The following is a 23,118-nucleotide window of genomic DNA, read 5'->3' as shown; positions in this document are numbered from 1 at the left end:
TTTAATGAAATGCTCATCCTTCCATTATTCTGCTAGTAGATAAAATCACCTGCCTTATCGTAGCACTGTTACCGTTGGTATAGAATCAGGGCAGCAAATGAGGAAAATTACTTATCTTGCCGTTTTTACCAACAATGAGACGATTGTCTTTCCTCAAACACTTATTTACATGATTCAACAACTACTTAAAACAGCATTATTGCTGAAAATTCTATTGCTATTGGTAGCCGTAGAAAGTTCAAACTCCTGTTATGCCCAAAATAAGACTTTGACTAACCTCCTCGAAATCGGCGGTAAAGTAACCGATTCACGCACGGGAGAGCCTATCGCTAACGCAAGTGTCTCGCTTGATTTCAAAAAATCTGGGTTTATAAGCGATTCTTTAGGGGTATTCAAACTGTATTTGCCCAATGGCGAATATGTAGTCAAAGTAAGTGCTGTAGGTTACAAACCCTTTAGAACACGGGTGGTACTCACCAAAAATGTCCAACTCTCCATCCAACTTGATGAAATCAGCAAAACCTTAGAGGAGGTAATTGTGTCGAGTCAAGCTATTCGAAAGGATATTCAAACCCCTTCGCTCGGAGTAACCCTTCTCAATATTAAGGGTATCAAAAAACTTCCTGCCATGATGGGCGAAATTGATATTATTCGCTCAATCCAAACGCTCCCTGGGGTTTCATCAGTAGGAGAAGGATCAAATGGTGTCAATATTCGTGGAGGCAATGTAGATCAGAATTTGATTTACATTGACGATATGCCCATTTTTAACCCTACTCACTTGTTTGGTTTGTTTTCGGTATTTGCATCGGACGCAATTCGTGAGTTAGAACTTTATAAAGGAGGTATCCCTGCCAGATTTGGTGGGCGTAGTGCAGCAGTATTGGATATCAAGGTGACAGAGCCAAGTACTGAGAAATTTAAATTATCTGGTGGTATAGGTTTGGTCTCCAACCGAGCGATGGCCGAAATACCTATTGTAAAAGAAAAACTCTCTGTGTTGGTAGCAGGTAGAGTTTCCTTCAATGACTTCTTATTTAAGTGGTTAGCTCCAGATAATATGAAAGGTACAAAGGCAAATTTTTATGATTTTGCCTCAAAGGTATTTTATCGTCCTAATAAGAATAATACGATTACATTGTCAGCCTATGTGAGTAAGGATTATTATCAGGTAGACTCGCTTTTTAGTCTTGAGAATGTTATTGCCTCGAAAACTCAGTTTGACTATGGACATCAAAATGCTTCTATTCATTGGAGTCATTATTTTGGTCCAAAATTAAGTATGGAGATTGTGGGAGTTACCAGTTTGTACAAAACCCGAACATATGCTCCTGACTCAGTGAATAACATTGACTTGCGCAATCAGGTTTTTTACAATAACCTGAAGGCTCAATGGGATTATTTGCCTGATGAAAAACAGAAGATTAACTTCGGTATCAGTGGTATTCGTTACGATATTCAGCCAGGAAGTTTGAATAAGGACGTGAAATCACGTATTGCAGCGGTAGAAATACCTAAAGAACAAGGAATGGAATTTGGGATATTTGTCGATGATGAGTACAAGTTTAATAACAAATTGACCATTCAGGCGGGCTTGCGATATGCCCATTATTTGGCTTTGGGTGCAGGAACCGTAAATACTTATTTGACCACCGAACCCAAATCTTTAAACACAATCGTTAGTACTAGAACCTACGGAAGTGGAGAAGTAATGAAATCTTACGGCGGTTTCGAGCCTAGATTGACGATGAAATATTCTATCGACGAGAAAAATACTTTGAAGTTGGGTTACAACAGAATGCAACAGTTTTTCCAACTTATTTCCAATAATACCACTCCTTTACCTACAGCTCGTTGGAAATTGGCAGACGAATACGTAAAGCCTCAGTTTAGTGATTTTTATACGATTGGTGGTTTCCACTCATTTAAAGATGATATTTGGGAGCTGTCAGCTGAAGGGTATTACCGAAATGCACAACATATTTTGGATTATGTTTCAGGCGCAAACTTGCAATTAAACAAAAACCTCGAAACGCAAATAATATCTGGAAAAGGAAAGGCCTACGGTTTAGAGTTAATGCTGACTAAAAGAAGAGGCGAGGTAAACGGTTGGTTGAGCTATACTTATGCAAGAAGTTTGCAACAAATGTTGGGCGATTTTCCAAGTGTTCAGCAGATTAGTAGCGGTGACTGGTTTCCATCGAATTATGATAAACCTCATAATTTTAATATGTTGGTCAATATTCAGCCGTCAAAACACCATAGCTTCTCCTTTACATTTGCTTACCAAACAGGTCGCCCTGTTTCATCGCCTGTAGGTTTGTTCCAAATTGATAATCAAAGGTATCCCGTATATATTGCTCGTAACAATTCTCGTATTTCTGATTATCACCGTTTAGACTTTTCGTGGACTATTACCAACCCATCTCTAAAAGAAAAACGTTGGGAAGGTAGTTGGACATTTACCGTGTATAATATTTATGCACGACAAAACGCCTATTCGGTATTTTTCAAGCCTGTTGCCTATGGCGTACGCCCGTATGAGCTAAGTGTGTTTGGTGCACCATTTGTTTCGTTGACCTATAATTTCAAGTTCTTATAAAACTTATTCCAGCAATTGTTATGAAGCGTTTTACATATTTATATATCATCGTTTTTGTATTATTCAATCTAGTAGCTTGTATCAATCCTGTAAGTGATTTTGAGCAAGCGGCTTATTTGAAATTTATTACCGTAGAAGCTTCCTTATCTGACCTTACTGAGGCACAAAAGGTTAAGCTCTACTGGTCTGCCGACCGCATCGACGGAACGAGCGGTTTTACACCAATCACAGGTGCGAAGGTATGGCTAACAACAGCCTCTGGTTCGACGATTAATTATGTAGAATCAGGTGTAACCTCCGCGAAGGGCGTTTATTCATCGCCTGATACATTCAAGGGAGTTGTTGGGGAAATTTATACTTTACATTTTCGCCTGTCGAATGGCAAAGAATATGAATCTTCACCCGAAAAAATGCGCAAAGCACCAGAGATTGAGAATTTAATTACAAGATTTGAAATCAATGATGTTTACAGTAAAGCCGATCCACGAAGAGCAGGATTTAATATATATGCAGATTTTCAAGATGACCCAGCGGCAGGAGATTATTATCAATGGTTTTGGAAACATTATGAAAGAGCTGAGTTTTGTGTGACTTGTTATAGCGGGGCAAAATATAACTTTGCAACAACCAATTGTGACCCTCCTCGTATACCGACAGATGAAGTTTGGAATTATATCTGTAGTGCCCCGTGTTGGAATTTGACTTTTAGTAATGAGCTCAATATTATGTCTGACGCCCTAATGAATGGTCAGCGATTGACTGGGAAAAAAGTCGCTAGAGTGCCTTTCGATAATTATTCAAAATACTACTTAAGACTCGAACAGCGCTCTATTACCAAAGATGCCTACGATTATTATCAAAGCTTAAGTAATCAAACTCAAAATACAGGTACCTTATTTGATGTACCTGCCGAAACTCGCTTCAGTTTAAATATTAAATCTAAAACTGACCTGACGGAGAAAATCCTTGGCATTTTTGATGTTTATGCCGTTAAAAAACGAGTTTTTTATATAGATCGTCAAACAGGAGTACCTGCTGATGAAAGACCTTTGATGAATTTTGGGGTAGGCGAAGTATATTCTTGTCCGCCAGGCGCACCAAATTGTCAGGATCGAGTACCATGTTTAGAAGGGCTATATCGTACACCTTTTAAACCAGAAGGTTGGATAGATTAAAAGCTGGTCATTTTCTATCTTTGATAAATTCTTAAACAAAAGCAGAAGAGTTAAGTTAAAATTTAAGAAACCTTTTCGAACTTTGTATCGTAGGTTTGTTATCCCACATTTATAGGATGCCTGTATGGGCAATTTAACTCAGATGGAAATAGTAAAAACTCAAAACACACAAACTTCTGTGACCACTTCTCAAAAAAATATGAAAACTGGTGTTCTAATTGTCAATCTTGGAACTCCCGATTCGCCCAATACACCAGATGTGAGAAAATATCTTCGTGAATTTCTGATGGATGGGAGGGTTATTGATATTCCAGTAGCTTTTCGTTGGATGTTGGTCAATTTGATTATCGCACCATTTCGCTCTCCAAAGTCAGCCAAAACTTACCAAGAACTATGGGAAGATAGAGGCTCGCCTTTAAAGTTTTATGGAGAAGATGTGGAGGCAATGCTTCAAAAAGAACTAGGAGAGAAGTTTGAGGTAAAATTAGCCATGCGTTACCAAAGTCCAAGTTTGGATGTTGTGTTAGAGCAGTTCAGAAATTCGGGCTACCAAAAAATCATTGTGATTCCGTTTTTTCCACAATATGCTTCTGCCACAACAGGTTCGGTATATGAAAAAGTGATGAAGATTGTTTCGCAGTGGCAAATCATCCCTGAAATCAAGTTTGTTAATACCTACTACGACCATCCGAAGTTTATCGAGCATTTTACCACAGCCGCTCGTAATTACATGGCTTCACATGAATATGACTACTTTATTTTTAGTTATCATGGTGTGCCTGAACGTCAGATTCGTAAAGGAGATTGCACAGGCAAGACTTGTAATTTTGGTTCATGTTGCGATACAATTCATTCTTTTAATCAATATTGCTACAGAGCGCAATGTCATGAGACGACACGATTGATGGTAAAAGAATTAGGTTTAAAAGAAGGGACTTACCTTACAACCTTCCAGTCTCGTTTAGGTAGAGACCCGTGGATACAACCCTATACCGAAGATACCATTAAGAGACTAGCTAAAGAAGGCAAGAAAAGCGTGCTAGCATTTTCACCAGCGTTTGTGTCTGACTGTCTCGAAACAACCATTGAGGTGGGAGAAGAGTACAAAGAAGTTTTTGAAGAGTTAGGCGGAGAGCATTGGCAACTCGTAGAAAGCTTAAATAATTCCCCTATTTGGGTAGAGTTATTGAAGGATTTAGTTACCAAAAATTCTTAGGTTTTATACAAAGTATTTAATTTGAATTTACCCGTTTTGTCTCATTTGTAATGATGTAGACAAGATGGGTAAATTTTTTATCATCTATTTATAATGTACGTGAATTTTACGTACATTTGTGCTCAAGTAAGGTATATTTCCTTGTACGAAAATAAATAACACATGGCAACTTTAATTAACGATCGAATCGATGTTCGAATTAGCAAAGAACAGAAGGAGCTAATTAAATATGCGTCTTCACTTAAAGGGTTTAAGAGCCTTTCTGAATTTATCGTTTATTGTGTAAGTTCTGAAGCCAATAAAATTATTATGGAGAATGAAACGATCCTTAAAACCATAGAAGACAAAAAGATATTTGTTGATGCTATTTTGAATCCACCTACACCAGGCGAAGGTCTTAAAAAAGCGCAAGAAGCCGCATTAAAACTTAAAATCAATGGGATATAGTATTTCACTATTGAATGGTTCTCACGAGAAAGAAAATTTTGAATGTGGGCGGGAATCTTTGGATGCCTACCTCAAGAAACAGGCAACGCAGGATGTGAAACGTTCATTATCGGTATGCTATGTTTTGGAAACTCAAGAAAAAGTAGTGAAAGGTTATTTTACCCTTTCTTCAGCGTCTATTCCACGAACAGATATGCCTGAGGAAATACTCAAAAAGCTACCCAAAGGCTATAATGATTTTCCTGCAACATTGCTTGGAAGACTTGCTATTGATAATTCTGTGAAAGGGCAACAACTTGGTTCCGCCTTGCTATATGCTGCTTTGAAGAGAGCCTATATTAATACAAATGTAATAGCGTCCCTAGCAGTAATTGTTGATCCTTTGGACGATGAGGCTCGAAGCTTTTATAAAAAATATGAATTTATTAATCTTCCCGATAGTGGACGGATGTTTTTGTCAATGGGGACTATTAAGAAATTAGTTGAGCAAGAAGCTACTATCTGAGTTGGATATACAGAAAGGAATTTATTTTAAAACAACAAACTAACCATGCTATCTCTAATACTTAGCGTACTTTTTTCCGTATTGTTACTGGTCAATTTTAGACTTCATCCCAATTTTAAGGTAAATACATTTCAGGCAATTATTTTAAATTATCCCGTTTGTTTTCTTACTGGACTATTGATGATGCCAGCCCAACAGCATTTCGAATTCAATTTTTTCAATACAGGCTCACAATATGCCTTATTGTTGGGAATTGGATTTGTCGTGACATTTATTCTGTCGGGTATCTCTACACAGAAAATGGGTATGACAGCTACTTCTTTGGCGAATAATATCTCTTTGGTTATTCCTGTTATTTTTAGCTTGTTGTTTATTACAAAATCTGGCAGTTTTGATGCGCTCAATTATGCTGGCTTAGCATTGGCAATTGGAGCAGTAGGTTTAAGTACTTTTAAAAAAGAGGAGGCAAAAGGTACAGACACTAGCCGTAATTGGTTATTACCTCTGGCGGTATTTGTCATGTATGGTATCACAAATACAACATTTAACTTTCTGTCAGCAGAGTTTATCAAGACAGATGAACAGCGTATTCCATATACCCTTACAATTTTGATTGGCTCAATGGCTTTTGGTGCGTTGGTATTGATTTATCGTAAAATCCAATTGAATGAGAATATTAACCTTAAAAGTATATTGGCTGCGTTTCCATTAGGTATCCCTAATTTTTTGTCTTTTTACTTTTTACTAAAAGCACTTAGCGATTACGATAACAATGGAGCTTATGTATTGCCTTTATATAATATTAGTGTCATTATGGTGTCGTCTTTGGTGGGAATTGTTTTCTTTAAAGAAAAACTTAGCAAACTTAATTATTTGGGTTTGTTGCTTGCGCTGGTCGCCATCTTTCTCATCAATCATCAAGGATTTTTCTGAAATAAGAGTTATTCTGAATTTTAAAAAGGCGGTCGAATAATTAATTTCGACCGCCTTTTTTGATACTTTATTTCAGAATGACACATCTTTAGACGCAAAACATTGCGTCTCTACCTCTAAAATATAGGATTTTTTTAAAAATCACTCATTCACTCAATCTCAAATCACTCAATTATTTCTTACTGATAAATGTGTTTCCTTTTATATAAAATCGATAAGGTAAATCTGCACCTTGTGTTATGCCAATGCGAGTGGTGGTGAGAATCTTATCGTCGGCTATTTGACTTTGAGGAGGAATCAAGCGGAGCGCATCTGTTCGGACATTCCAAAAATTCATGTCCATTCGAATGCCAAAAGCCTGAACTAACTTGGCTGGACCTGAGCAGAGGTTTTTAATAGATGCTGTGTTTCGCCTAATTTTCATTAATTCTATACCTTGAGTAGGTTCGAGAGCACGAATTAATACAGCTTCGCCTATACCTTCATCATTTCCTGATATATTGAAACAATAGTGCATACCATAAATCTGATAAACGTATATAGTGCCTGGCTTTCCAAACATAGCAGCGTTTCGATTAGTCTTTGTTCTATAGGCGTGACAGGCAGGGTCGCCTTGTAAATAGGCTTCAGTTTCAACAATTATCCCTTCATAGTGTCCATCTTCTGAATCAAGTCTCAAGCTCCATCCCAATAGCGCTTTGGAAAGTTGAAGGGTATCTAAGGTTAACAAGTTTTCTACATTCATATTTTAATGGTTTATGGACAAATAAGTTAGCGGGCAAAATTTAATTAATTTTACCTGCAATAGGCTGTAAGCCATACGCCCTAAGCTAAAAGTTAAATGTTTTTTATAAAAGAATTTAAGCTTTTTGCCTATTGCTTACAGCCTAAAGCGTACCATTAATACTAATAAAGCCTCTTGTGGAAGCTTTGAAAGGGCGAGCAGACATAAAATGCTCATATATTTCTCCATCTACCCATAATTAAGTATTTTAATGCTTATCTTTTATTAGTAACTAGCCTATTCGATTAACTAAAATATCTATGAAAGGTTCAGTCTTCTTAGTTTGGTTATTATTAAGTCTTCCTTGTATAGGACAAGAGGGGTATCGACATCTTACCATTAAAAATGGGCTTTCTCAAGGCTCTATAAATACCATTTTTAAAGATTCTCGGGGATTTGTTTGGTTGGCTAGTCAGGAAGGACTAAATCGTTACGATGGTACTAATATAAAAGTTTATCAATTTATAGATGAGGATAGCACTACCATAGGTGGAGGCAACTTGCGTGGGATTGTTGAAGATGCTAATGGCGACTTATGGATTGGTTCTGGCGATTGCTTGAATCGCTATAATAGAAAGTTGAATAATTTCACGCGATTTTATAGTAATAGCTCAAAGCGTTCGACTATTACGACTGTTTTTTATGCTAATAAACAAGAAATATGGTATATCAATGAAGAAGAGGGAGTTGTAGCTTTGAATTATAAAAGCTTTCAGAAAAGGAAAATTTGGAGAGACTTTATTTACAAAGCAGATTACCTTTCAGGAAAAGTGAAAAAGGACCCTGTTCTGCCTATTGTTTGGATTTTGTTGCCCAAAGGAGTTGTTGGATATAATTATCAGACTAGAGAAGAAACTATTCTCTCTCCCAAAATACTTCCTAACCCTAGTAATATAACCAGCTTTGAGGTAGATAGTGAAGGTAATATCTGGGGTGTTTCAGCATCACAACTTTGGAAATACTCAATGCTTTCTAAGCAAGTAAAATCCTTTCAACTGCCCAACCTTCGAGGTATTAAACCGACCACGTATGATATTAAAGAAAGTTCTGATACAAAAAAGCTTGTAATTAGCGGAAATTATGGATTGGTGATTTTTGATAAACTGAAAGAGCGTGTCAGTCGGTACTACATTCATCAAATGAACAATACTCGTAGTTTATCCAACTGGGAAATTTCTACGGCCATATTGGATAACCAGCAGATACTTTGGGCAAATCCAGATCCAGTTGGGATAGATGTTATTTTACCAGAACATTTTCAAATTAATACTTTTGACAGTAATCCCTGTGATTTTGGAGAATTTAATGGTGCATCTATTCGAGGGATTGCTGAAGACGAGGAACATAACCTTTGGGTCGGATCTATTGATGAAGGACTTTGGTATATCAAAATGAATCCCGAAAGAAATAAAGGGCTTGAAGAGCCACTTTCACTTCAGAAATTTACCACAAAGGACGGTTTACCAGACAATGATGTTAATGATATTTTAATAGATGCTAATGGAATCGTTTGGGTAGCTACTTTTTTAGGAATGGCATATTTCGATAAACAACGAAAGAAATTTATTCCTATCTCTAATCATGGGGATTCCAATAATTATGTCAATGCAAATTATGTTCTTGAATTGTGCAATTATAAGGATAATCAAATCCTGTTAAGTACCATGAGTGGCTTATTTTTGTTGAAGAACAAACAAATAACCGCTTTTTCGAGGGATAGAGAACCAGGTTCTGGAAGTCTCTATTATGACTCAATGGCACAAAGGCTTTATGTGGGTTGGCGTGAGAAAGGCATGGCGGTGTATTCGACCAAAGCCGAAAAGCTTGTGCTTTTGCCCAAGTTATTTTTACCAGGTCTGAATGTAATGGAGTTTTATAAACAGCCTAAAACTGATGTCCTTTGGGTTTCATCGAATAAAGGTCTGGTCAAATTTGATGCAAAAAAACTTCAGATACTTCATGCATTTACCAACCGAAATGGATTAATCAATAATGTTGTATATGCCACTATGCCTTTTAGAAATTATCTTTGGTTGAGTACCAATAAAGGTGTTGCGCAATTTGACCTATCTAAAGAGAAATTTAAGGCTATTACACAAGAGGAGTTTCGAGAATATAATCGTAATGCGAGTCTTATGACCTCAAATGGAACTTTCTATTTTGGTTCTACCCATGGACTTACCTATTTTAATCCTACCATTCTACCTTCTACACATTCCTTGATTAATATCTATTTGACTGATATGGCTGTCAACGATAAACCTTTAGCCATTGAAAAAGGACATATTGGTGAGCAGGATAAAATTGTGCTCAATTATGATGAAAATACTATAACATTATCGTACGTTGGTATCGATTATCAAAATTAAATTAGTAATACGTATTTTATTCAACTGGAAGGATTTGATAAAAATTGGTTGAATGTTGGTTCCCAGCAGTCGATAAGATATACCCATTTACCCTATGGTGAATACAAATTGAAGATAAAAGTAAAAAACCTAGACAATGGGCGCTTTCCCATCAAAGAATTAGTGATTATAATCAAGTCACCTTTTTGGCGAACAATCCCATTTTATCTCGCCGTTGTGATTCTTTTGATTTTGGGTGGATACTTGGGAGCTTCTTACTGGCTAAATCGTAAGTTATTGGTGCAAAAACGAGAGCTTGATACTATTCTTAAAACACAAGAATCTGAACGGAAGCGCTTAGCCCAAGATTTACACGATGATTTGGGAGGGAGCTTGTCGATTTTAAGAGGTAGACTTTCAAACGAAGGGGTAAGTCACGAAATGATTCAGCTTGTCAATCAAGCCATTCAGGATTTAAGACTAATTTCATGGAATTTGTTACCACCCGATTTGATGAAGGATGGTTTAATCCCTGCCTTGGAAAATGCGGTGGAACGAATTCAGAAATCGACGGATATAAAATTTACATTTATTCATTTTGGAAAAGAAAAATATTTGCCCGAAGAATCAAGAATTCATATTTATCGAATTGTTCTTGAAGTTTTTAACAACATCTTAAAACATTCAAAAGCTAATGAGGCTACGATGCAACTTCTTTTTCATGAACAAATGATTTATCTGTCCATAGAGGATAACGGAATTGGTATCAACAAAGAGGATTCTTCTTGGGGAATTGGTTTCAAAAATATTCAAACTCGTGTTGATAACCTTCATGCCCATTGGCATATAGATACAAGTAATCTTGGCACCACCTTTATATTAGAAATACCCTATGAATGATTCTAAAGCCTCTTTGTTAATAGCCGACGACCATGTTTTATTTGGTGAGGGAATTATCTCTATACTAAGAGATACCTATCATTTATTGGGACTTGTTACTGATGGAAAACATGTGATGAATGCAATTTTAGAAAGAAATCCAGCCCTAGTTTTACTCGATATAAATTTGCCTAGCATTGACGGGCTAGAGTTAGCAAAATTGATTAAGTCCAATTTTTCAGAAGTCAGTGTTATTTTTCTTACGATGTACAATGAAGGAAAATTTGTGGAACAAGCCCAAAAACTCAAAGTGGATGGCTATATGCTTAAACATTCCACGAAGGAAGAACTCATTGTGGCTATTGATAAAGTTTTGTCTGGTGAAAAATACTTCGACCCAAAATTGAATTTGGAGAAAACAAACCTCCATCAGACAGATTATTTTGTTAAGAAATTTTTGCTTACCCCACGTGAAGTTGAAATAATTCGACTAATTAAGAAAGGAGCTAGTTCTGGGCAAATCGCGGAGGCTTTACATTTGAGTGAAGAAACAGTGCGCTCACATCGCAAAAATATTCATTTCAAGCTTGGAGTGTCAAAGGTATCCGAACTTATAGAATTTGCCAATGCGAATGGGTTATAAATGAGATATTGAGTGAGTTGTGATTGAGTGAATGAGTGATTACTCTTTTCAGTTTTGGAGACAAATAGCTTTGTATTTAATCATGATTTATTAGCCTATTCATCAAAAAAGCGGTCGGAAATTATTTTCCGACCGCTTTTTAATAGTAGTTTTATCGTAAGTCTGTTTTAAAGAACATTAGAAGTCTGTTCTTTAATTTTCTCTAATTCGTCTTTCATATTCACGACCAAACGTTGAATACCTACATCGTTTGCCTTAGAACCAATCGTATTGATTTCACGACCAATTTCTTGTGATAGGAAATTCAACTTTTTACCATTTCCTTCTTTTACAATTGTTTGAAAATAGTCAAGGTGTGTGCGTAGACGTACTTTTTCTTCCGAAATATCGTATTTCTCAACATAATACACCAATTCTTGTTCGAAGCGATTTTTGTCAAAATTCTCATCCTGTAATAAATCACTCACCGATTTGCGGAGGCGTTCTCTTACCCCAGGAATACGTGTTTTGTCCAACTCCTCAACTTCTGTTAAGAGACTACCAATACTTTGTGCATATTCGATAAATTTGGCTTGTACGATAGCACCTTCTCTTAATCTAAATTTATTACATTCTTCCACAGCCTTATTTACAGCCTGTACAATAACTTTCCATTCAGCTTCACTTTGTTCTTCCGAAACGGCGTCAGTATTAAAAGCATTGGGCATGGTCAAGGCAATTTTCAATAGCTCGGTAGTTTCGATACTTCCGAAGATTGCTGCGGTTTCAGCCAAGTCTTTTACGTAAGCTTGTACCAAAACTCTGTTGACCGAAGTGCCAGCGGTTGTATCTGTATATTGTACCTGTAAATTAAATTCTATTTTACCTCTTTCTAATTGCTGAGTGAGAATATTACGAATCTCGATTTCTCTTGAAGAAAATGTTTTCGGAATACGGCAATATATATCAGTGAATTTAGAGTTCAAGCTTTTGACTTCGGCAGTTACAGTAAGATGATTTGCTTCTACTACTGCCTTTCCGAAGCCTGTCATTGATTTCAACATAGTTATTCAATATTTTACGTTCTATGCAATTTGCAGGTAAAAATTGACTTGTCCAAATAAAATAGAGGAGGTGTTTGTAATTAAGGATGAGTGCGGAGTCGAGAATGGTGAGTTTGTCTGGAGCTAAAGTTTCCGAACAATGCTGGATTTGGGATTGCTGAAATTATGGCTATTATAATACTGGTTGAAAAAAAGCGGTCGAAAATACTTTTCGACCGCTTCTGATACAAACTTACTGCTAAAAGATTCACTAAATCACTCAATCAGCATTCACTCAATTATGAAGCGAAATACTAAAGAGATTTGATTTTGATACTACGGTACCAAACATCATTACCGTGATCTTGTAATACGATATGTCCTTTCAAGAATTTACCAAAGTCTGGCATATTTTTGAATTTACTGTTAGCGATTAAATCTTTCCAGTTTTGGTCATCCATGCGAGTTTCAACTACCTTTACGCCATTCATGAATACCTGAAGGCTTCCTTTGTTACTGATGATTTTAACAGTATTCCATTCACCAACGGCCTTCACTGGTTCTGATGATGATTGAATCAAATCATAAAGGTCGCTTGCACGGTGTTTTTTGATTTTACCATCTGGGTGACCATCGTTGTCGATTACTTGGATTTCAGGACCTGTAAACCAACCGTAAGCATATTTTGCATCTTCTTGGCTATTGATATAAATACCACTGTTTCCGTTTGGTGAAATTTTCCACTCGACACTCAATTCAAAGTTTTCGAACTCCTCGTTGCTTACCAAGTCGCCAGAACCTTCTTTTCCTTTTGAAGTATCATATTTCAACGCACCATCCGAGACAATCCAGTTGGCTTTTACTTCCTTGCTTTTCCAAGTATGCCAACCTGTAGTAGACTTACCGTCAAACAATAAACGCCATCCTGATTTGATTTCTTTTTTAGAGAGAGTATTTGGAGTTTCTTTAGCTTGTAGGCTAAAAACCGATGCTGAAAGCATTAAGCAAGTAATTAAACTAGTTTTTTTCATGTAATAAAGGGAATTTAGAAAATGGGCTGATTGGGGAAATTGTACAATCATATACAAAAACAAATGTAATACTCTATTCCGAATATTATGCCCTGCTGAGGAGGGAAACTTTCATTCAATTGCGGATTTGAGATTTCTGATTTCGGAAATACTGAAAAATATATCCATTTTATATTATATAAAAAATGGGCTTGCAACATAGCGTTGCAAGCCCATAAAGTACCGAGTATTCGTGTAAGATAAATTTTATCCTACAACCGAATTATTTTTTCTTTTTTACTTCGAAGAAAATAGCCAATCCCAACAAACCTACTAAGAGGAAAGAAGCGATAAAGTCTATTTTTGAGCCTTTTGCGACAACCTCTGGCTCAAACTTAAACTCAATAGTGTGTTTTCCTGCTGGAACAACTAATGCTCTCAATACGTAGTCTGCACGTAAATGTGGTTTGTATTGTCCGTCGATGTAAGCTTTCCAATCTTGGTTACCACGATAAAAGATTTCTGAGAAAACTGCTAATTGTTCAGAACTAGCATTTGAGCTATAAGTCAAATGATTTGGCTTATAGTTGGTAAGCGTAATTTTGTTATTGATAGAATCAGCTTTGATAACCGATAAGTTTCCTAACTCTGGCTTGAATCTTTCGTCAACAACAGCTGTTTTTTTAGGATTAAAGTTTGTCAATGCATTTATTTCTTCATCAGCAGTAGGTACCATTTTGATTTCTTGTACAAACCAAGCATTTCCACAAGCCTCTGGATTTAATTGTACCGCTGGAGTACCTTGTGCGCCTGGCACTACCACATACTTTGCATTGAGCATATTCAAAACCTGAAGGTTCAATGGGTTTTTAGAAAGATGATGCTCTACTAATTCTTGGTATCTGCGCAATTTAGCTCCGTGGTAACCACCCAATGATTGGTGATAATACGACATTTTGGCATCGCCTACGAAATTTGTAGAAAGGTCTATTACTTTGTAAATGCCTTTATCTTTCATAATTTCTGCATCAATTGGCGAAGGTGCTGTATTTTCTTCAACAGCTGCTTTATCGATAAATGAATCGTTGTTGAAATAGCGTTTATCTACTGTAAACAAGTCAAGTGTTACCAATAAAATCAACACTGGATATAATACTGATTCTTTAATTTTTCCTTTGGCAAAAGCCCAAATTGCCGCAGCAGTAATCGTAATGTAGATAAATGTACGGAACGCATCAGCACGCAATAACGAAGCTCTATCTTTAACAATAGCGTTTAGTATTTGTGTGTCGAAAGACTGATTGCCCGATAACTGGAAGGTAGCGTCGTTTGGAGAACGGAAATTGAAAAACAAATCAGGTAGCAATCCGAGGATTAATGAGAAACCTGCCGTCAAACCAAAGCTGATTAGTAAATCTTGTTTGATTTGCTCAAATGTTAACTTTTCTTCAACAATACGTTTAACCGCTAATACAGCCATGGTAACTAATGAAAGTTGTACAAGACAAAGAATCATCGTCACCGCTCTAAACTTATTGAACATAGGGAAATAGTCAAACATCAAGTCATTAAAGAAGAAGTTTTTGCCCCATGACAATACAATATATAAAACAGTAGTGCCGATTAGCCAATATTTTAATGAACCTCTCACTACAAAGCATCCAAGCAAGAACAAGAAGCAGATTACTGCACCAGCGTATGCAGGTCCACCAACAAAACTTTGATCGCCCCAGTAAGCTACACTTCTTTCTGAAAATCCAAGAGCTACGTCTTCTGGCTGTCCGTTATCAATAAGTACCTTGTATGTTTCTGATTTGTTGCCACCAAGCGAACCTCCTGAAGCCCCTCCTCTAAAATTTGGAATAAGCAAAGTACCCGTTTCACCAATACCATAACTCCAGTCAAAAGCATAGTCTTTATCCAAGCCTCCATTTGACTGTGTATTTGATTTTAATTCTGATTTCCCACGAATCGTTTCTTTCGAATATTCAAGGTTACTCCATAAACGCATAGCGTGGTTTGCAGCACCAATACCTAACGAGCCAGCCAAGATAGCTAATGAAATAGCCAGTTGTTTTACTTGACCTGCTTTGATTTTCTCGATGGCTTCTGCCACAATTAAGATACCCCACGATAAGAATAGGTAATAGGTAATCTGGACGTGGTTGGCATATAGCTCTAGCCCCATAAATAAGGCAGTGAGTGCTGCACCAATCCAATACTTACCTCTCATGACCAGTACTGTGCCAGCCAATACCAAAGGAGCAAAAGCCAATGCCAATACCTTAGAGTTATGTCCAGCGGGGATAATAACCATATTAAAAGTTCCTAAGGCATATCCAATAGCTCCCAAAACTGATAGCCAATTGTTGAGCCCTAGAATAATCAAGAAAATATACATCCCAAGCATTTCCAAGAATATCATGTTGATAGGGCTAGGGAGTGCGTTGTTGGCATACTGACCAATTTTGGTTGTAATACTGTTAGGGTATTGTGCCGAAATCATGTAAGTAGGCATACCACCAAACATTGAGTTGGTCCACCATGTAGTTTCACCAGTCGTTTTTCTGAACTCGACAGACTCGTGAGCGGCTGCTTGAGCCATTTGAATATCATGTTGCTGAATGACTTTGCCTTTAAGGGCTGGTGATGCGTAAATCCCTGCCAATACCGCAAAAAATACAATCGCTACAATGTGCGGAAGGAATTTTTTGAATGAAAATTGCATGTTTTGTGAAGTAAGATTTTCTTGGTTTAATGAATACATATCTTATCTGCTATGAAACAAAGATAAAAGGAATCCTTCATTGATAAATGAACTTGTTGGTACTTTCGAGAGTTTTTATATCAGTTTCTTGGACAAATTACGTTATAGGGGCAATGATTATTGGATTTTTAAAAGAAAAATCGTCGATTTTTATCGTTTTTTGATTTTTTTCCTCAAAAATTCAAACCATTTATTCTTAACTTTGTCAATACGTATAATAATACTCATAACTAGATATAATGAAAAAGTTGATTTCGATTATCACGTTTGCGGTAGCTGTAAACCTATCTGGTGCTCATGCACAAGACTCAAAAGCTGGCGCAATCATTGATGCTATGCAAAAAAAATATAAGTCGATGAAGTCGTTTAGTGCTACATTTACTTATGGAGCTGACGGTAGTAAGCAAGCGCTAAAAGGTGACATTACGGTAAAAGGCCAAAAGTATCGTTTGAAACTTGCGGGTCAGGAACTATTTAATAACGGCAAAGACGTTGCTACTTATATTAAGGAGACTAACGAAGTAAATATCTCCGAATACGAACCAAGTGAAAATGACTTGAATCCAGCAAAAGTTTATTCTTTCGATAAAAAGGGTTATAAATATACTTTTGTGGGAGAGTCCAAAGAAGGTGCAAATACTTACGAAGTAGTTGAGCTTTCTCCAGAGAAAAAAGGCGGTCAAGTTTCGAAAGTAAAAATCAAAGTAAATAAGGCTGATAAATCTGTTGGAGGCTGGACAATCATTGATAAGAGCGGGAAGCGTCAAACATTTAGTGTGATTAAGTTTAATCCTAATACAAATGTTGATGACAAATTCTTTTCATTCGATAAATCTAAATATCCTGGTGTAGAGATTAACGACCTTCGCTAGATAATAGACATAAAAAAAGGCTAACTCAATTCTGAGTTAGCCTTTTTTATGAAAGGCAGAAAATCTTATTCAGACTTTCTTAATAACCATAACCCTATAAATGTAATTGCTCCGTTAACTAATAACTTCTCAAAGCCGAATTGATAGCCATTCAACCATGCTTGTGAGTTACTATCTATGATGTATGTCAAAATAGGAGAGGCAATACACAGATAAGGAACTAGCTTGTCTTTTATCGGAGTCTTCGTAAATAGACCAAATGAGAATAACCCTAGTAAAGGGCCGTAAGTGTATCCTGCTATATTAAATACTGCCGAAATGATAGACTGCTCACTATAGGCATAAAAAATCATGATTACAACAAAGAACAATGCCGAAAACCCAATATGCACATAATGTTTGATTTTGGTACGTTGTGACTCTTCATATTTTTCGATATGCATAAAGTCGATACAAAAGGCTGTTGTCAAAGCAGTAAGCGCCGAATCGGAGCTTGCATAAGTTGCAGCGGTAATTCCTAATAAAAATGTGATTGCGGCAACAGTTCCAAAATGTCCTCCTAATGCCAACATTGGATATAACTGATCTGTTTTAGCTGGAATAGCGAAGCCAATCTTATCTGCATAGATATATAACAAAGCACCTAGAGCGATAAACATTAACGTTACTACGGCAAACGTACAGCAAAACCAAAACATATTCTTTTGTGCCTCGCCAATATTCTTGCATGTAAGATTCTTTTGCATAAGATCTTGGTCAAGCCCCGTCATTACTATGGCAATAAAGGCACCAGAGATAAAGTCTTTTACAAAATGATGTTTGTAAGAGAAATCATCGAAGAAAAACATTTTTGAATACTTACTTTCTTGAATAGTCGTAACCATTTCTGAAAAACTCAAACCTAGCTGATTATTTATCAAAATAATGGTCAGAGCTAAAGCTGTCAAAAGAAAGAACGTTTGTAAGGTATCAGTTACAATAATCGTTTTAACACCTCCTTTGTAGGTATATACCCATATCAAGGCAATTGTGACTAAGGCAGACACGGCGAAAGGAACATGCCAATTGTCGAAAATGGCTAATTGTAAAACTTGTACTGCTAAAAACAAACGGGCCGCTGAGCCTAAAGTTCGTGCTAGAAGGAAAAAAGCAGAGCCAGTCTTATAAGACCAAAAACCAAAACGTTTTTCTAGATAAGTGTAAATAGAAATAAGATTCAACTTATAATAGAGAGGAAGCAATACCGTTGCGATAACAAAGTAACCAACAAGGTTTCCTAAAATGATTTGGTAATAAGAAAGTGAAACTTTTCCGACATCTCCGGGTACAGAAATGAACGTTACCCCAGAAATAGATGTTCCAATCATACCAAAGGCAACCAACCACCAAGGAGACTGTTTATTTGCCGTAAAAAAGGTATTAGTATCTGCTCCTTTTGACGTAAAGTGTGCAACAACGATTAGAAGTAAGAAATAAACTGCCAATATGCCAAAGGCTAAACCTGTGCTCATAATTTTTAAGGTTGAGTTGATAAGTAATTGCTTTAATTGGGTGTTTGATAATAAGAAAATAATACTCCCTTTGTATCAAAAATGAAAGGCAAAATTGATATTTTTTGTTAAATTTGCTAATAGAGCCTAGAATATATTTCCAAGCTCATTATTAATGCGTTATAATCCAATAAGTTAAAAATAATAAATATTTCACAGATGCGCCCATTTGAACAATTTGAAGAAGAAGTAGATGTACTGGAGGATGTCAAAGATACCGACCAATATGACTTAGTAGTCTTCAATGATGATGTCAATACGTTTGATTATGTTATCGAAACGTTAATTGACGTTTGTGGACACACCCCAGAACAAGCTGAGCAATGTACTATTTTGATTCACTTCAAAGGTAAATGTTCTGTTAAAAAAGGTTCTTTTGATGAATTAGCTCCAATGCGCAATGACATTTGTCGCAGAGGTCTTTCTGCAGAGGTCATGTAATTTTGACTGTTGCTTGTCCTTATTAATTGCTTACCACGTTGAATTATCCATCCAAATTAATTGAACAGGCTATCGACGAAATAGCCAAGTTGCCGGGCATAGGTAAAAAATCTGCTCTGCGTATGGCTTTGCATTTGCTTAAGCGAGATGAAAAGCATACGTTAAAACTAGCGGAGGCTATTGTTGCTATGCGTACTCAGATTCGTTATTGCGAACAATGTCACAATATTTCAGATACTGAAATATGTGGGATTTGTGCTAGTAAAAAACGTGAAGCTTCACTAGTTTGTGTAGTTGAAGACGCTCGTGACGTATTAGCCATCGAAAATACGTCGCAATACAGAGGCTTATATCATGTGCTGGGAGGTATTATCTCTCCACTCGAAGGTGTGGGACCCGCAGATTTGAAAATCGAGTCTTTGATTAACAGAATAACAACGTCTCAAAATACTGAAAATCCCATTACAGAAATTATCCTCGGACTCAGTCCTACAATGGAAGGAGATACAACGGCTTTTTATTTGACTAAACGAATTAAGCCATTTGGTGTCAAAATAACAACCATCGCAAGAGGTATCCCTATTGGAGGAGATTTAGAGTATGCCGATGAGATTACGCTTGGACGTAGTATTGTCAGTCGGATTGTTTACGAATAGCAATGATTGTGGCATATTGCCCGTTTTACTGAGTACAAGAATACTTAAACTTATATATACTTATGAACCGTAAGAACTTTTTAAAATCAGCATTGGCTTCAGCTTTTGCTTTGTCAGGAATAAAATCATGGGGTTTTGGTAGAAAATCTAACTATAACCAGTTTTTACCTTCTTTGACGCTTGAACAAGTTTCTCTTGAAACAGCTCCGTACTCATTAGCAGCGCTTCCTTACGCTCCTGAGAGCTTAGAACCGAACATCGACAAGCTTACTATGGAGATTCACCACGGTCGTCATCACAAAGCTTATGTTGATAATTTGAATAAAGCGGTAGCAGGTACTCCAGCTGAGAAATTAACGTTGTTAGAACTTATTAAAGATGCAGGCAAACAACCTGTCGCTATTCGTAACAATGGCGGAGGTCACTGGAATCACACATTTTTCTGGAACGTACTTTCTCCGAAGGGCGGAGGCGCTCCAAAAGGTGATTTAGCTAAGGCGATTGAAACAACATTTGGTTCTTTTGATAAATTCAAGGAAGAATTTGGCAAAGCTGCTACTACGCGTTTTGGTTCAGGCTGGGCTTGGTTGATTGTTCAAGATAAAAAATTGGTGATTTCGTCGACACCAAATCAAGACAATCCTTTAATGGATGTTGCTGAGAAAAAAGGACAGCCTATCTTGGGACTTGATGTTTGGGAGCATGCGTACTATTTGAAGTACCAAAATAAACGTGCTGACTACGTAACTGCATTCTGGAATGTGGTAAATTGGGACGAAGTCTCTAAAAATTTTGAAAATGCTTTGAAATAGGTTTTGTTAAATTCCAACTTAGTGAGACCTTTGTATCCCCATTTTTGTTTTATCAAGGATGGGGATTTTTCATCATAAAACTTATGTAAGTTATGAATTCAGAAACACTTCTCGACACAATTCCATCGCTTGACCTTGCAGACTTCCTTTCGGGAGATGCGGAGCGTAGAGCCAAATTTGTTCAGGATTTAGGCTCGGCATTTAATAATATTGGTTTTGTTGCTATAAAAAACCATGGTTTGACAGATGAACTTACAACTAAACTTTATGAAGTAGTTCAAAAGTTCTTTTATTCTGACGACGAATTAAAGTTTAAATATGTAGTTCCCGGTATTGCTGGTCAAAGAGGTTACGTAGCGAAAGGGAAAGAAACAGCAAAAGGTTTTAAGGTAGCTGACCTGAAAGAATTTTATCATATTGGGCAGCCAAAGATTGATGACGGAGATCCAATTTGGGCTGAATATCCTGATAATGTATTTCCTACAGAACAACCAGAATTTGAGGAATATACCGTTGAAGCTTATAACACGCTTCAAGTAGCTGGAAAAAACTTGCTTCGTGCTATCGCAATTTATTTAGAATTACCAGAAGATTACTTTGAAGATAAGGTAAAACATGGTAACTCTATCCTAAGAGCTATTCATTATTTCCCAATTTCAAATCCTGATGAGGTGCCAGAAGGAGCTGTTCGTGCTGCGGCTCATGGTGATATTAACTTGATTACCTTATTAATGGGTGCTTCTGCAGAAGGGCTTGAGGTATTACGTCGTGATGGTGTTTGGATTCCTATTACCTCATTGCCAGAATATGTTATCGTGAATGTAGGAGATATGCTAGATCGTTTGACGAATCATAAACTTAAATCTACGATTCACCGTGTGGTAAATCCTCCAAAGGAAAAATTAGGTACCTCTCGTTTTTCTATACCGTTCTTTATGCACCCACGTTCAGAAATGAACCTGACATGTTTAGAATCTTGCGTAAATGCTGAGAATCCTAAATTATATGTTGATATGACAGCAGGCGAATTTTTGAATGAGCGCCTGATTGAATTGGGATTAAAAAAATAAATTTTAGTACTTTATACCTACTTAGATTTGCCTTTGATTTGTTTAATCAAAACAAATTTAAGAATTTAGCAAAGCGTTTGAGAATGAGGAGGTTCTTTTTCTCAAACGCTTTACATTATTAAACGCCGTTGGAAAGAATGTACTTTTGGGCATTCTTGCTTGCATCTGATGAAACTTTCTAAGCATTATGATTTCTTAAAAGACGTTCTAGTCTTAGCCTTTACAACTTTTGGTGGTCCACAGGTGCATCTCGCTATGTTCATTAATCGACTGGTACATAAAAAGAAGTACCTTACCGAGGAGGAACTGCTAGAAATTCAGGCCTTATGTTCATTCTTACCTGGACCAAGCTCTACACAGACGCTTATTGCAGTAGGGTATAAATTAGGAGGCCCCAACTTAGCCTACCTGACTTTATTTTTATGGATAGCTCCAGCAGTTACCATCATGACGATGGCAGCCTTCGGAATGACCTATCTTGAAAACCGCGAAATTGTTCGATTTATCCAACCTATCGGTATTGCATTTATTATCCATTCAGGAATTCTATTAGGAAAATTGGTACTGAAAAATACGTCCAATTACGTGCTAATGATTCTGGTGGCGGCGTTTGCCTTTTATTTTCAATCTCCATGGGTTTGTCCTATTGCGCTCATTGTAAGCGGTACCATTACTTCTTTTAACTACAAAGATCATCCTCGTCAGAATAAGCATCGCATGATAATTCCTTGGGCGAATTTCAATCTGTTTTGGGGATTTCTGGTGTTTTTAGCCTTGCTTGGACACTTTACAGATTCAATGCCTCTTTTATTATTCGAAAACTTCTATAGAAATGGAAGTCTTGTGTTTGGCGGAGGACAAGTGCTTGCCCCAATGCTTTTTACCGAATTTGTAGAGTTTAAAGAAGTAATTCGTAGCGATGATTTTCTTACAGGTATGGCGCTTTCGCAGGCCTTGCCGGGACCCGTGTTTGCCTTTACTTCTTATTTAGGAACACTTGCTATGAAAGGACATGGCATCGGGCAACAATTACTTGGAAGTGCAGTAGGAGCAGCGGGTATTTTTCTTCCAGGGACTTTTTTAATTTTCTTTGTTTACAGAATTTGGGGACAATTAAAACAGTTTAGAGCCATCCGTGCCTCTTTAGATGGCATTAATTCAGCTTCTGTAGGACTTACGTTAGGAGCAGCGGTTTCTTTCTTAGAACCTATCTTAGTGCAGAAAGATTGGCTTGGCATAGGAACAATTCTGGTAACACTTTTGATTATAAGATTTACAAAAATCCCAAGCTTCTATATTTTCCTTGGAGGTTTGGCAATTGGTTTGATAGTTTATCTTTAGTCTCTCTTAAATCAAAAAAGCGGTCGAAAATGCTTTTCGACCGCT

At 36.9% G+C, this 23,118-nt stretch carries 20 protein-coding genes; 15 read left to right on the top strand and 5 right to left on the bottom strand.

Annotated elements, in window-relative coordinates:
- The first annotated feature begins 169 nt into the window (after positions 1–169).
- The 6 genes from QM481_RS16050 (at position 170) to QM481_RS16025 (ending at position 6,878) form a co-directional block, all read left to right on the top strand.
- Positions 170–2,602, top strand: a complete 2,433-nt coding sequence (locus QM481_RS16050; protein ID WP_283382442.1) for a TonB-dependent receptor — start codon at positions 170–172, stop codon at positions 2,600–2,602.
- Positions 2,603–2,622: 20 nt separating this feature from the next.
- A complete protein-coding gene (locus tag QM481_RS16045; protein WP_283382441.1) occupies positions 2,623–3,777 on the top strand; it encodes a DUF4249 domain-containing protein in 1,155 nt (384 codons plus the stop codon).
- 142 nt (positions 3,778–3,919) lie between these two features.
- Entirely contained in the window at positions 3,920–4,993 is a 1,074-nt protein-coding gene (gene hemH, locus QM481_RS16040; RefSeq protein WP_283382440.1) for a ferrochelatase, read from the top strand.
- 162 nt (positions 4,994–5,155) lie between these two features.
- Positions 5,156–5,440, top strand: a complete 285-nt coding sequence (locus tag QM481_RS16035) for a type II toxin-antitoxin system TacA family antitoxin (protein WP_283382439.1) — start codon at positions 5,156–5,158, stop codon at positions 5,438–5,440.
- Positions 5,430–5,945: a GNAT family N-acetyltransferase gene (locus QM481_RS16030; protein WP_283382438.1), complete on the top strand. Its 516-nt coding sequence runs from the start codon at positions 5,430–5,432 to the stop codon at positions 5,943–5,945. The genes QM481_RS16035 and QM481_RS16030 overlap by 11 nt, the downstream gene beginning before the upstream one ends.
- Positions 5,946–5,990: 45 nt before the next feature.
- Positions 5,991–6,878 carry an EamA family transporter gene (locus QM481_RS16025; RefSeq protein WP_283382437.1) on the top strand — a complete coding sequence of 296 codons (888 nt, stop codon included), beginning with the start codon at positions 5,991–5,993 and terminating at the stop codon, positions 6,876–6,878.
- A 172-nt stretch (positions 6,879–7,050) separates the two neighbouring features.
- Here QM481_RS16025 and QM481_RS16020 read toward each other — a convergent pair whose 3' ends face one another.
- Entirely contained in the window at positions 7,051–7,623 is a 573-nt protein-coding gene (locus QM481_RS16020) for a DNA-3-methyladenine glycosylase (protein ID WP_283382436.1), read from the bottom strand.
- Positions 7,624–7,922: 299 nt separating this feature from the next.
- Between QM481_RS16020 and QM481_RS16015 the strand changes: the two genes are divergently transcribed.
- From QM481_RS16015 to QM481_RS16005, 3 genes are read left to right on the top strand one after another with little or no spacing between them, the layout of a single operon-like run.
- A complete protein-coding gene (locus QM481_RS16015) occupies positions 7,923–10,031 on the top strand; it encodes a ligand-binding sensor domain-containing protein (RefSeq protein WP_283382435.1) in 2,109 nt (702 codons plus the stop codon).
- Entirely contained in the window at positions 10,032–10,910 is an 879-nt protein-coding gene (locus tag QM481_RS16010; RefSeq protein WP_310589672.1) for an ATP-binding protein, read from the top strand.
- Positions 10,903–11,532, top strand: a complete 630-nt coding sequence (locus QM481_RS16005) for a response regulator (RefSeq protein ID WP_283382434.1) — start codon at positions 10,903–10,905, stop codon at positions 11,530–11,532. Before QM481_RS16010 ends, QM481_RS16005 begins: the two co-directional genes overlap by 8 nt.
- Positions 11,533–11,699: 167 nt before the next feature.
- On the opposite strand, the gene QM481_RS16000 is transcribed toward QM481_RS16005, so the two are convergent.
- The 3 genes from QM481_RS16000 to QM481_RS15990 form a co-directional block, all read right to left on the bottom strand.
- Positions 11,700–12,575 (bottom strand): YicC/YloC family endoribonuclease, encoded by an 876-nt coding sequence (locus QM481_RS16000; protein ID WP_095165395.1) that lies wholly within the window; start codon positions 12,573–12,575, stop codon positions 11,700–11,702.
- 293 nt (positions 12,576–12,868) lie between these two features.
- Positions 12,869–13,585 (bottom strand): 3-keto-disaccharide hydrolase, encoded by a 717-nt coding sequence (locus tag QM481_RS15995; protein ID WP_166550145.1) that lies wholly within the window; start codon positions 13,583–13,585, stop codon positions 12,869–12,871.
- A gap of 262 nt (positions 13,586–13,847) precedes the next feature.
- Positions 13,848–16,292, bottom strand: a complete 2,445-nt coding sequence (locus tag QM481_RS15990) for a putative glycosyltransferase family protein (RefSeq protein WP_283382433.1) — start codon at positions 16,290–16,292, stop codon at positions 13,848–13,850.
- Positions 16,293–16,570: 278 nt separating this feature from the next.
- On the opposite strand from QM481_RS15990, the gene lolA1 reads away from it, so the two are divergent.
- On the top strand, positions 16,571–17,203 hold the full coding sequence (lolA1, locus tag QM481_RS15985) for an outer membrane lipoprotein periplasmic chaperone LolA1 (RefSeq protein ID WP_166550147.1): 633 nt from the start codon (positions 16,571–16,573) through the stop codon (positions 17,201–17,203).
- A gap of 65 nt (positions 17,204–17,268) precedes the next feature.
- Here lolA1 and QM481_RS15980 read toward each other — a convergent pair whose 3' ends face one another.
- Positions 17,269–18,714, bottom strand: a complete 1,446-nt coding sequence (locus QM481_RS15980; RefSeq protein ID WP_166550148.1) for a sodium:solute symporter — start codon at positions 18,712–18,714, stop codon at positions 17,269–17,271.
- A gap of 198 nt (positions 18,715–18,912) precedes the next feature.
- On the opposite strand from QM481_RS15980, the gene QM481_RS15975 reads away from it, so the two are divergent.
- The 5 genes from QM481_RS15975 to chrA all read left to right on the top strand — a co-directional run bounded on the left by QM481_RS15975 (position 18,913) and on the right by chrA (position 23,073).
- Positions 18,913–19,194 carry an ATP-dependent Clp protease adaptor ClpS gene (locus tag QM481_RS15975; protein ID WP_166550149.1) on the top strand — a complete coding sequence of 94 codons (282 nt, stop codon included), beginning with the start codon at positions 18,913–18,915 and terminating at the stop codon, positions 19,192–19,194.
- A gap of 38 nt (positions 19,195–19,232) precedes the next feature.
- Positions 19,233–19,850 (top strand): recombination mediator RecR, encoded by a 618-nt coding sequence (recR, locus tag QM481_RS15970; RefSeq protein ID WP_166550150.1) that lies wholly within the window; start codon positions 19,233–19,235, stop codon positions 19,848–19,850.
- Positions 19,851–19,912: 62 nt separating this feature from the next.
- Positions 19,913–20,662, top strand: a complete 750-nt coding sequence (locus tag QM481_RS15965; RefSeq protein WP_283382432.1) for a superoxide dismutase — start codon at positions 19,913–19,915, stop codon at positions 20,660–20,662.
- Between the two features lie 92 nt (positions 20,663–20,754).
- A complete protein-coding gene (locus tag QM481_RS15960) occupies positions 20,755–21,732 on the top strand; it encodes an isopenicillin N synthase family dioxygenase (RefSeq protein WP_166550152.1) in 978 nt (325 codons plus the stop codon).
- Between the two features lie 168 nt (positions 21,733–21,900).
- On the top strand, positions 21,901–23,073 hold the full coding sequence (chrA, locus tag QM481_RS15955; protein WP_166550153.1) for a chromate efflux transporter: 1,173 nt from the start codon (positions 21,901–21,903) through the stop codon (positions 23,071–23,073).
- The last annotated feature ends 45 nt before the right edge of the window (positions 23,074–23,118 follow it).

The sequence above is a fragment of the Flectobacillus rivi genome (genome assembly GCF_030056655.1).
Taxonomy (GTDB): Bacteria; Bacteroidota; Bacteroidia; order Cytophagales; family Spirosomataceae; genus Flectobacillus; species Flectobacillus rivi.
This window is presented reverse-complemented; position numbering and strand designations above follow the sequence as displayed.

Bases quoted from the DNA above. Each gene is read 5' to 3' on its own strand.
- QM481_RS16050 (WP_283382442.1), top strand. From the start codon at position 170: ATGATTCAACAACTACTTAAAACAGCATTATTGCTGAAAATTCTATTG.
- QM481_RS16045 (WP_283382441.1), top strand. From the start codon at position 2,623: ATGAAGCGTTTTACATATTTATATATCATCGTTTTTGTATTATTCAAT.
- hemH (WP_283382440.1), top strand. From the start codon at position 3,920: ATGGAAATAGTAAAAACTCAAAACACACAAACTTCTGTGACCACTTCT.
- QM481_RS16035 (WP_283382439.1), top strand. From the start codon at position 5,156: ATGGCAACTTTAATTAACGATCGAATCGATGTTCGAATTAGCAAAGAA.
- QM481_RS16030 (WP_283382438.1), top strand. From the start codon at position 5,430: ATGGGATATAGTATTTCACTATTGAATGGTTCTCACGAGAAAGAAAAT.
- QM481_RS16025 (WP_283382437.1), top strand. From the start codon at position 5,991: ATGCTATCTCTAATACTTAGCGTACTTTTTTCCGTATTGTTACTGGTC.
- QM481_RS16020 (WP_283382436.1), bottom strand. From the start codon at position 7,623: ATGAATGTAGAAAACTTGTTAACCTTAGATACCCTTCAACTTTCCAAA.
- QM481_RS16015 (WP_283382435.1), top strand. From the start codon at position 7,923: ATGAAAGGTTCAGTCTTCTTAGTTTGGTTATTATTAAGTCTTCCTTGT.
- QM481_RS16005 (WP_283382434.1), top strand. From the start codon at position 10,903: ATGAATGATTCTAAAGCCTCTTTGTTAATAGCCGACGACCATGTTTTA.
- QM481_RS16000 (WP_095165395.1), bottom strand. From the start codon at position 12,575: ATGTTGAAATCAATGACAGGCTTCGGAAAGGCAGTAGTAGAAGCAAAT.
- QM481_RS15995 (WP_166550145.1), bottom strand. From the start codon at position 13,585: ATGAAAAAAACTAGTTTAATTACTTGCTTAATGCTTTCAGCATCGGTT.
- QM481_RS15990 (WP_283382433.1), bottom strand. From the start codon at position 16,292: ATGCAATTTTCATTCAAAAAATTCCTTCCGCACATTGTAGCGATTGTA.
- lolA1 (WP_166550147.1), top strand. From the start codon at position 16,571: ATGAAAAAGTTGATTTCGATTATCACGTTTGCGGTAGCTGTAAACCTA.
- QM481_RS15980 (WP_166550148.1), bottom strand. From the start codon at position 18,714: ATGAGCACAGGTTTAGCCTTTGGCATATTGGCAGTTTATTTCTTACTT.
- QM481_RS15975 (WP_166550149.1), top strand. From the start codon at position 18,913: ATGCGCCCATTTGAACAATTTGAAGAAGAAGTAGATGTACTGGAGGAT.
- QM481_RS15965 (WP_283382432.1), top strand. From the start codon at position 19,913: ATGAACCGTAAGAACTTTTTAAAATCAGCATTGGCTTCAGCTTTTGCT.
- QM481_RS15960 (WP_166550152.1), top strand. From the start codon at position 20,755: ATGAATTCAGAAACACTTCTCGACACAATTCCATCGCTTGACCTTGCA.
- chrA (WP_166550153.1), top strand. From the start codon at position 21,901: ATGAAACTTTCTAAGCATTATGATTTCTTAAAAGACGTTCTAGTCTTA.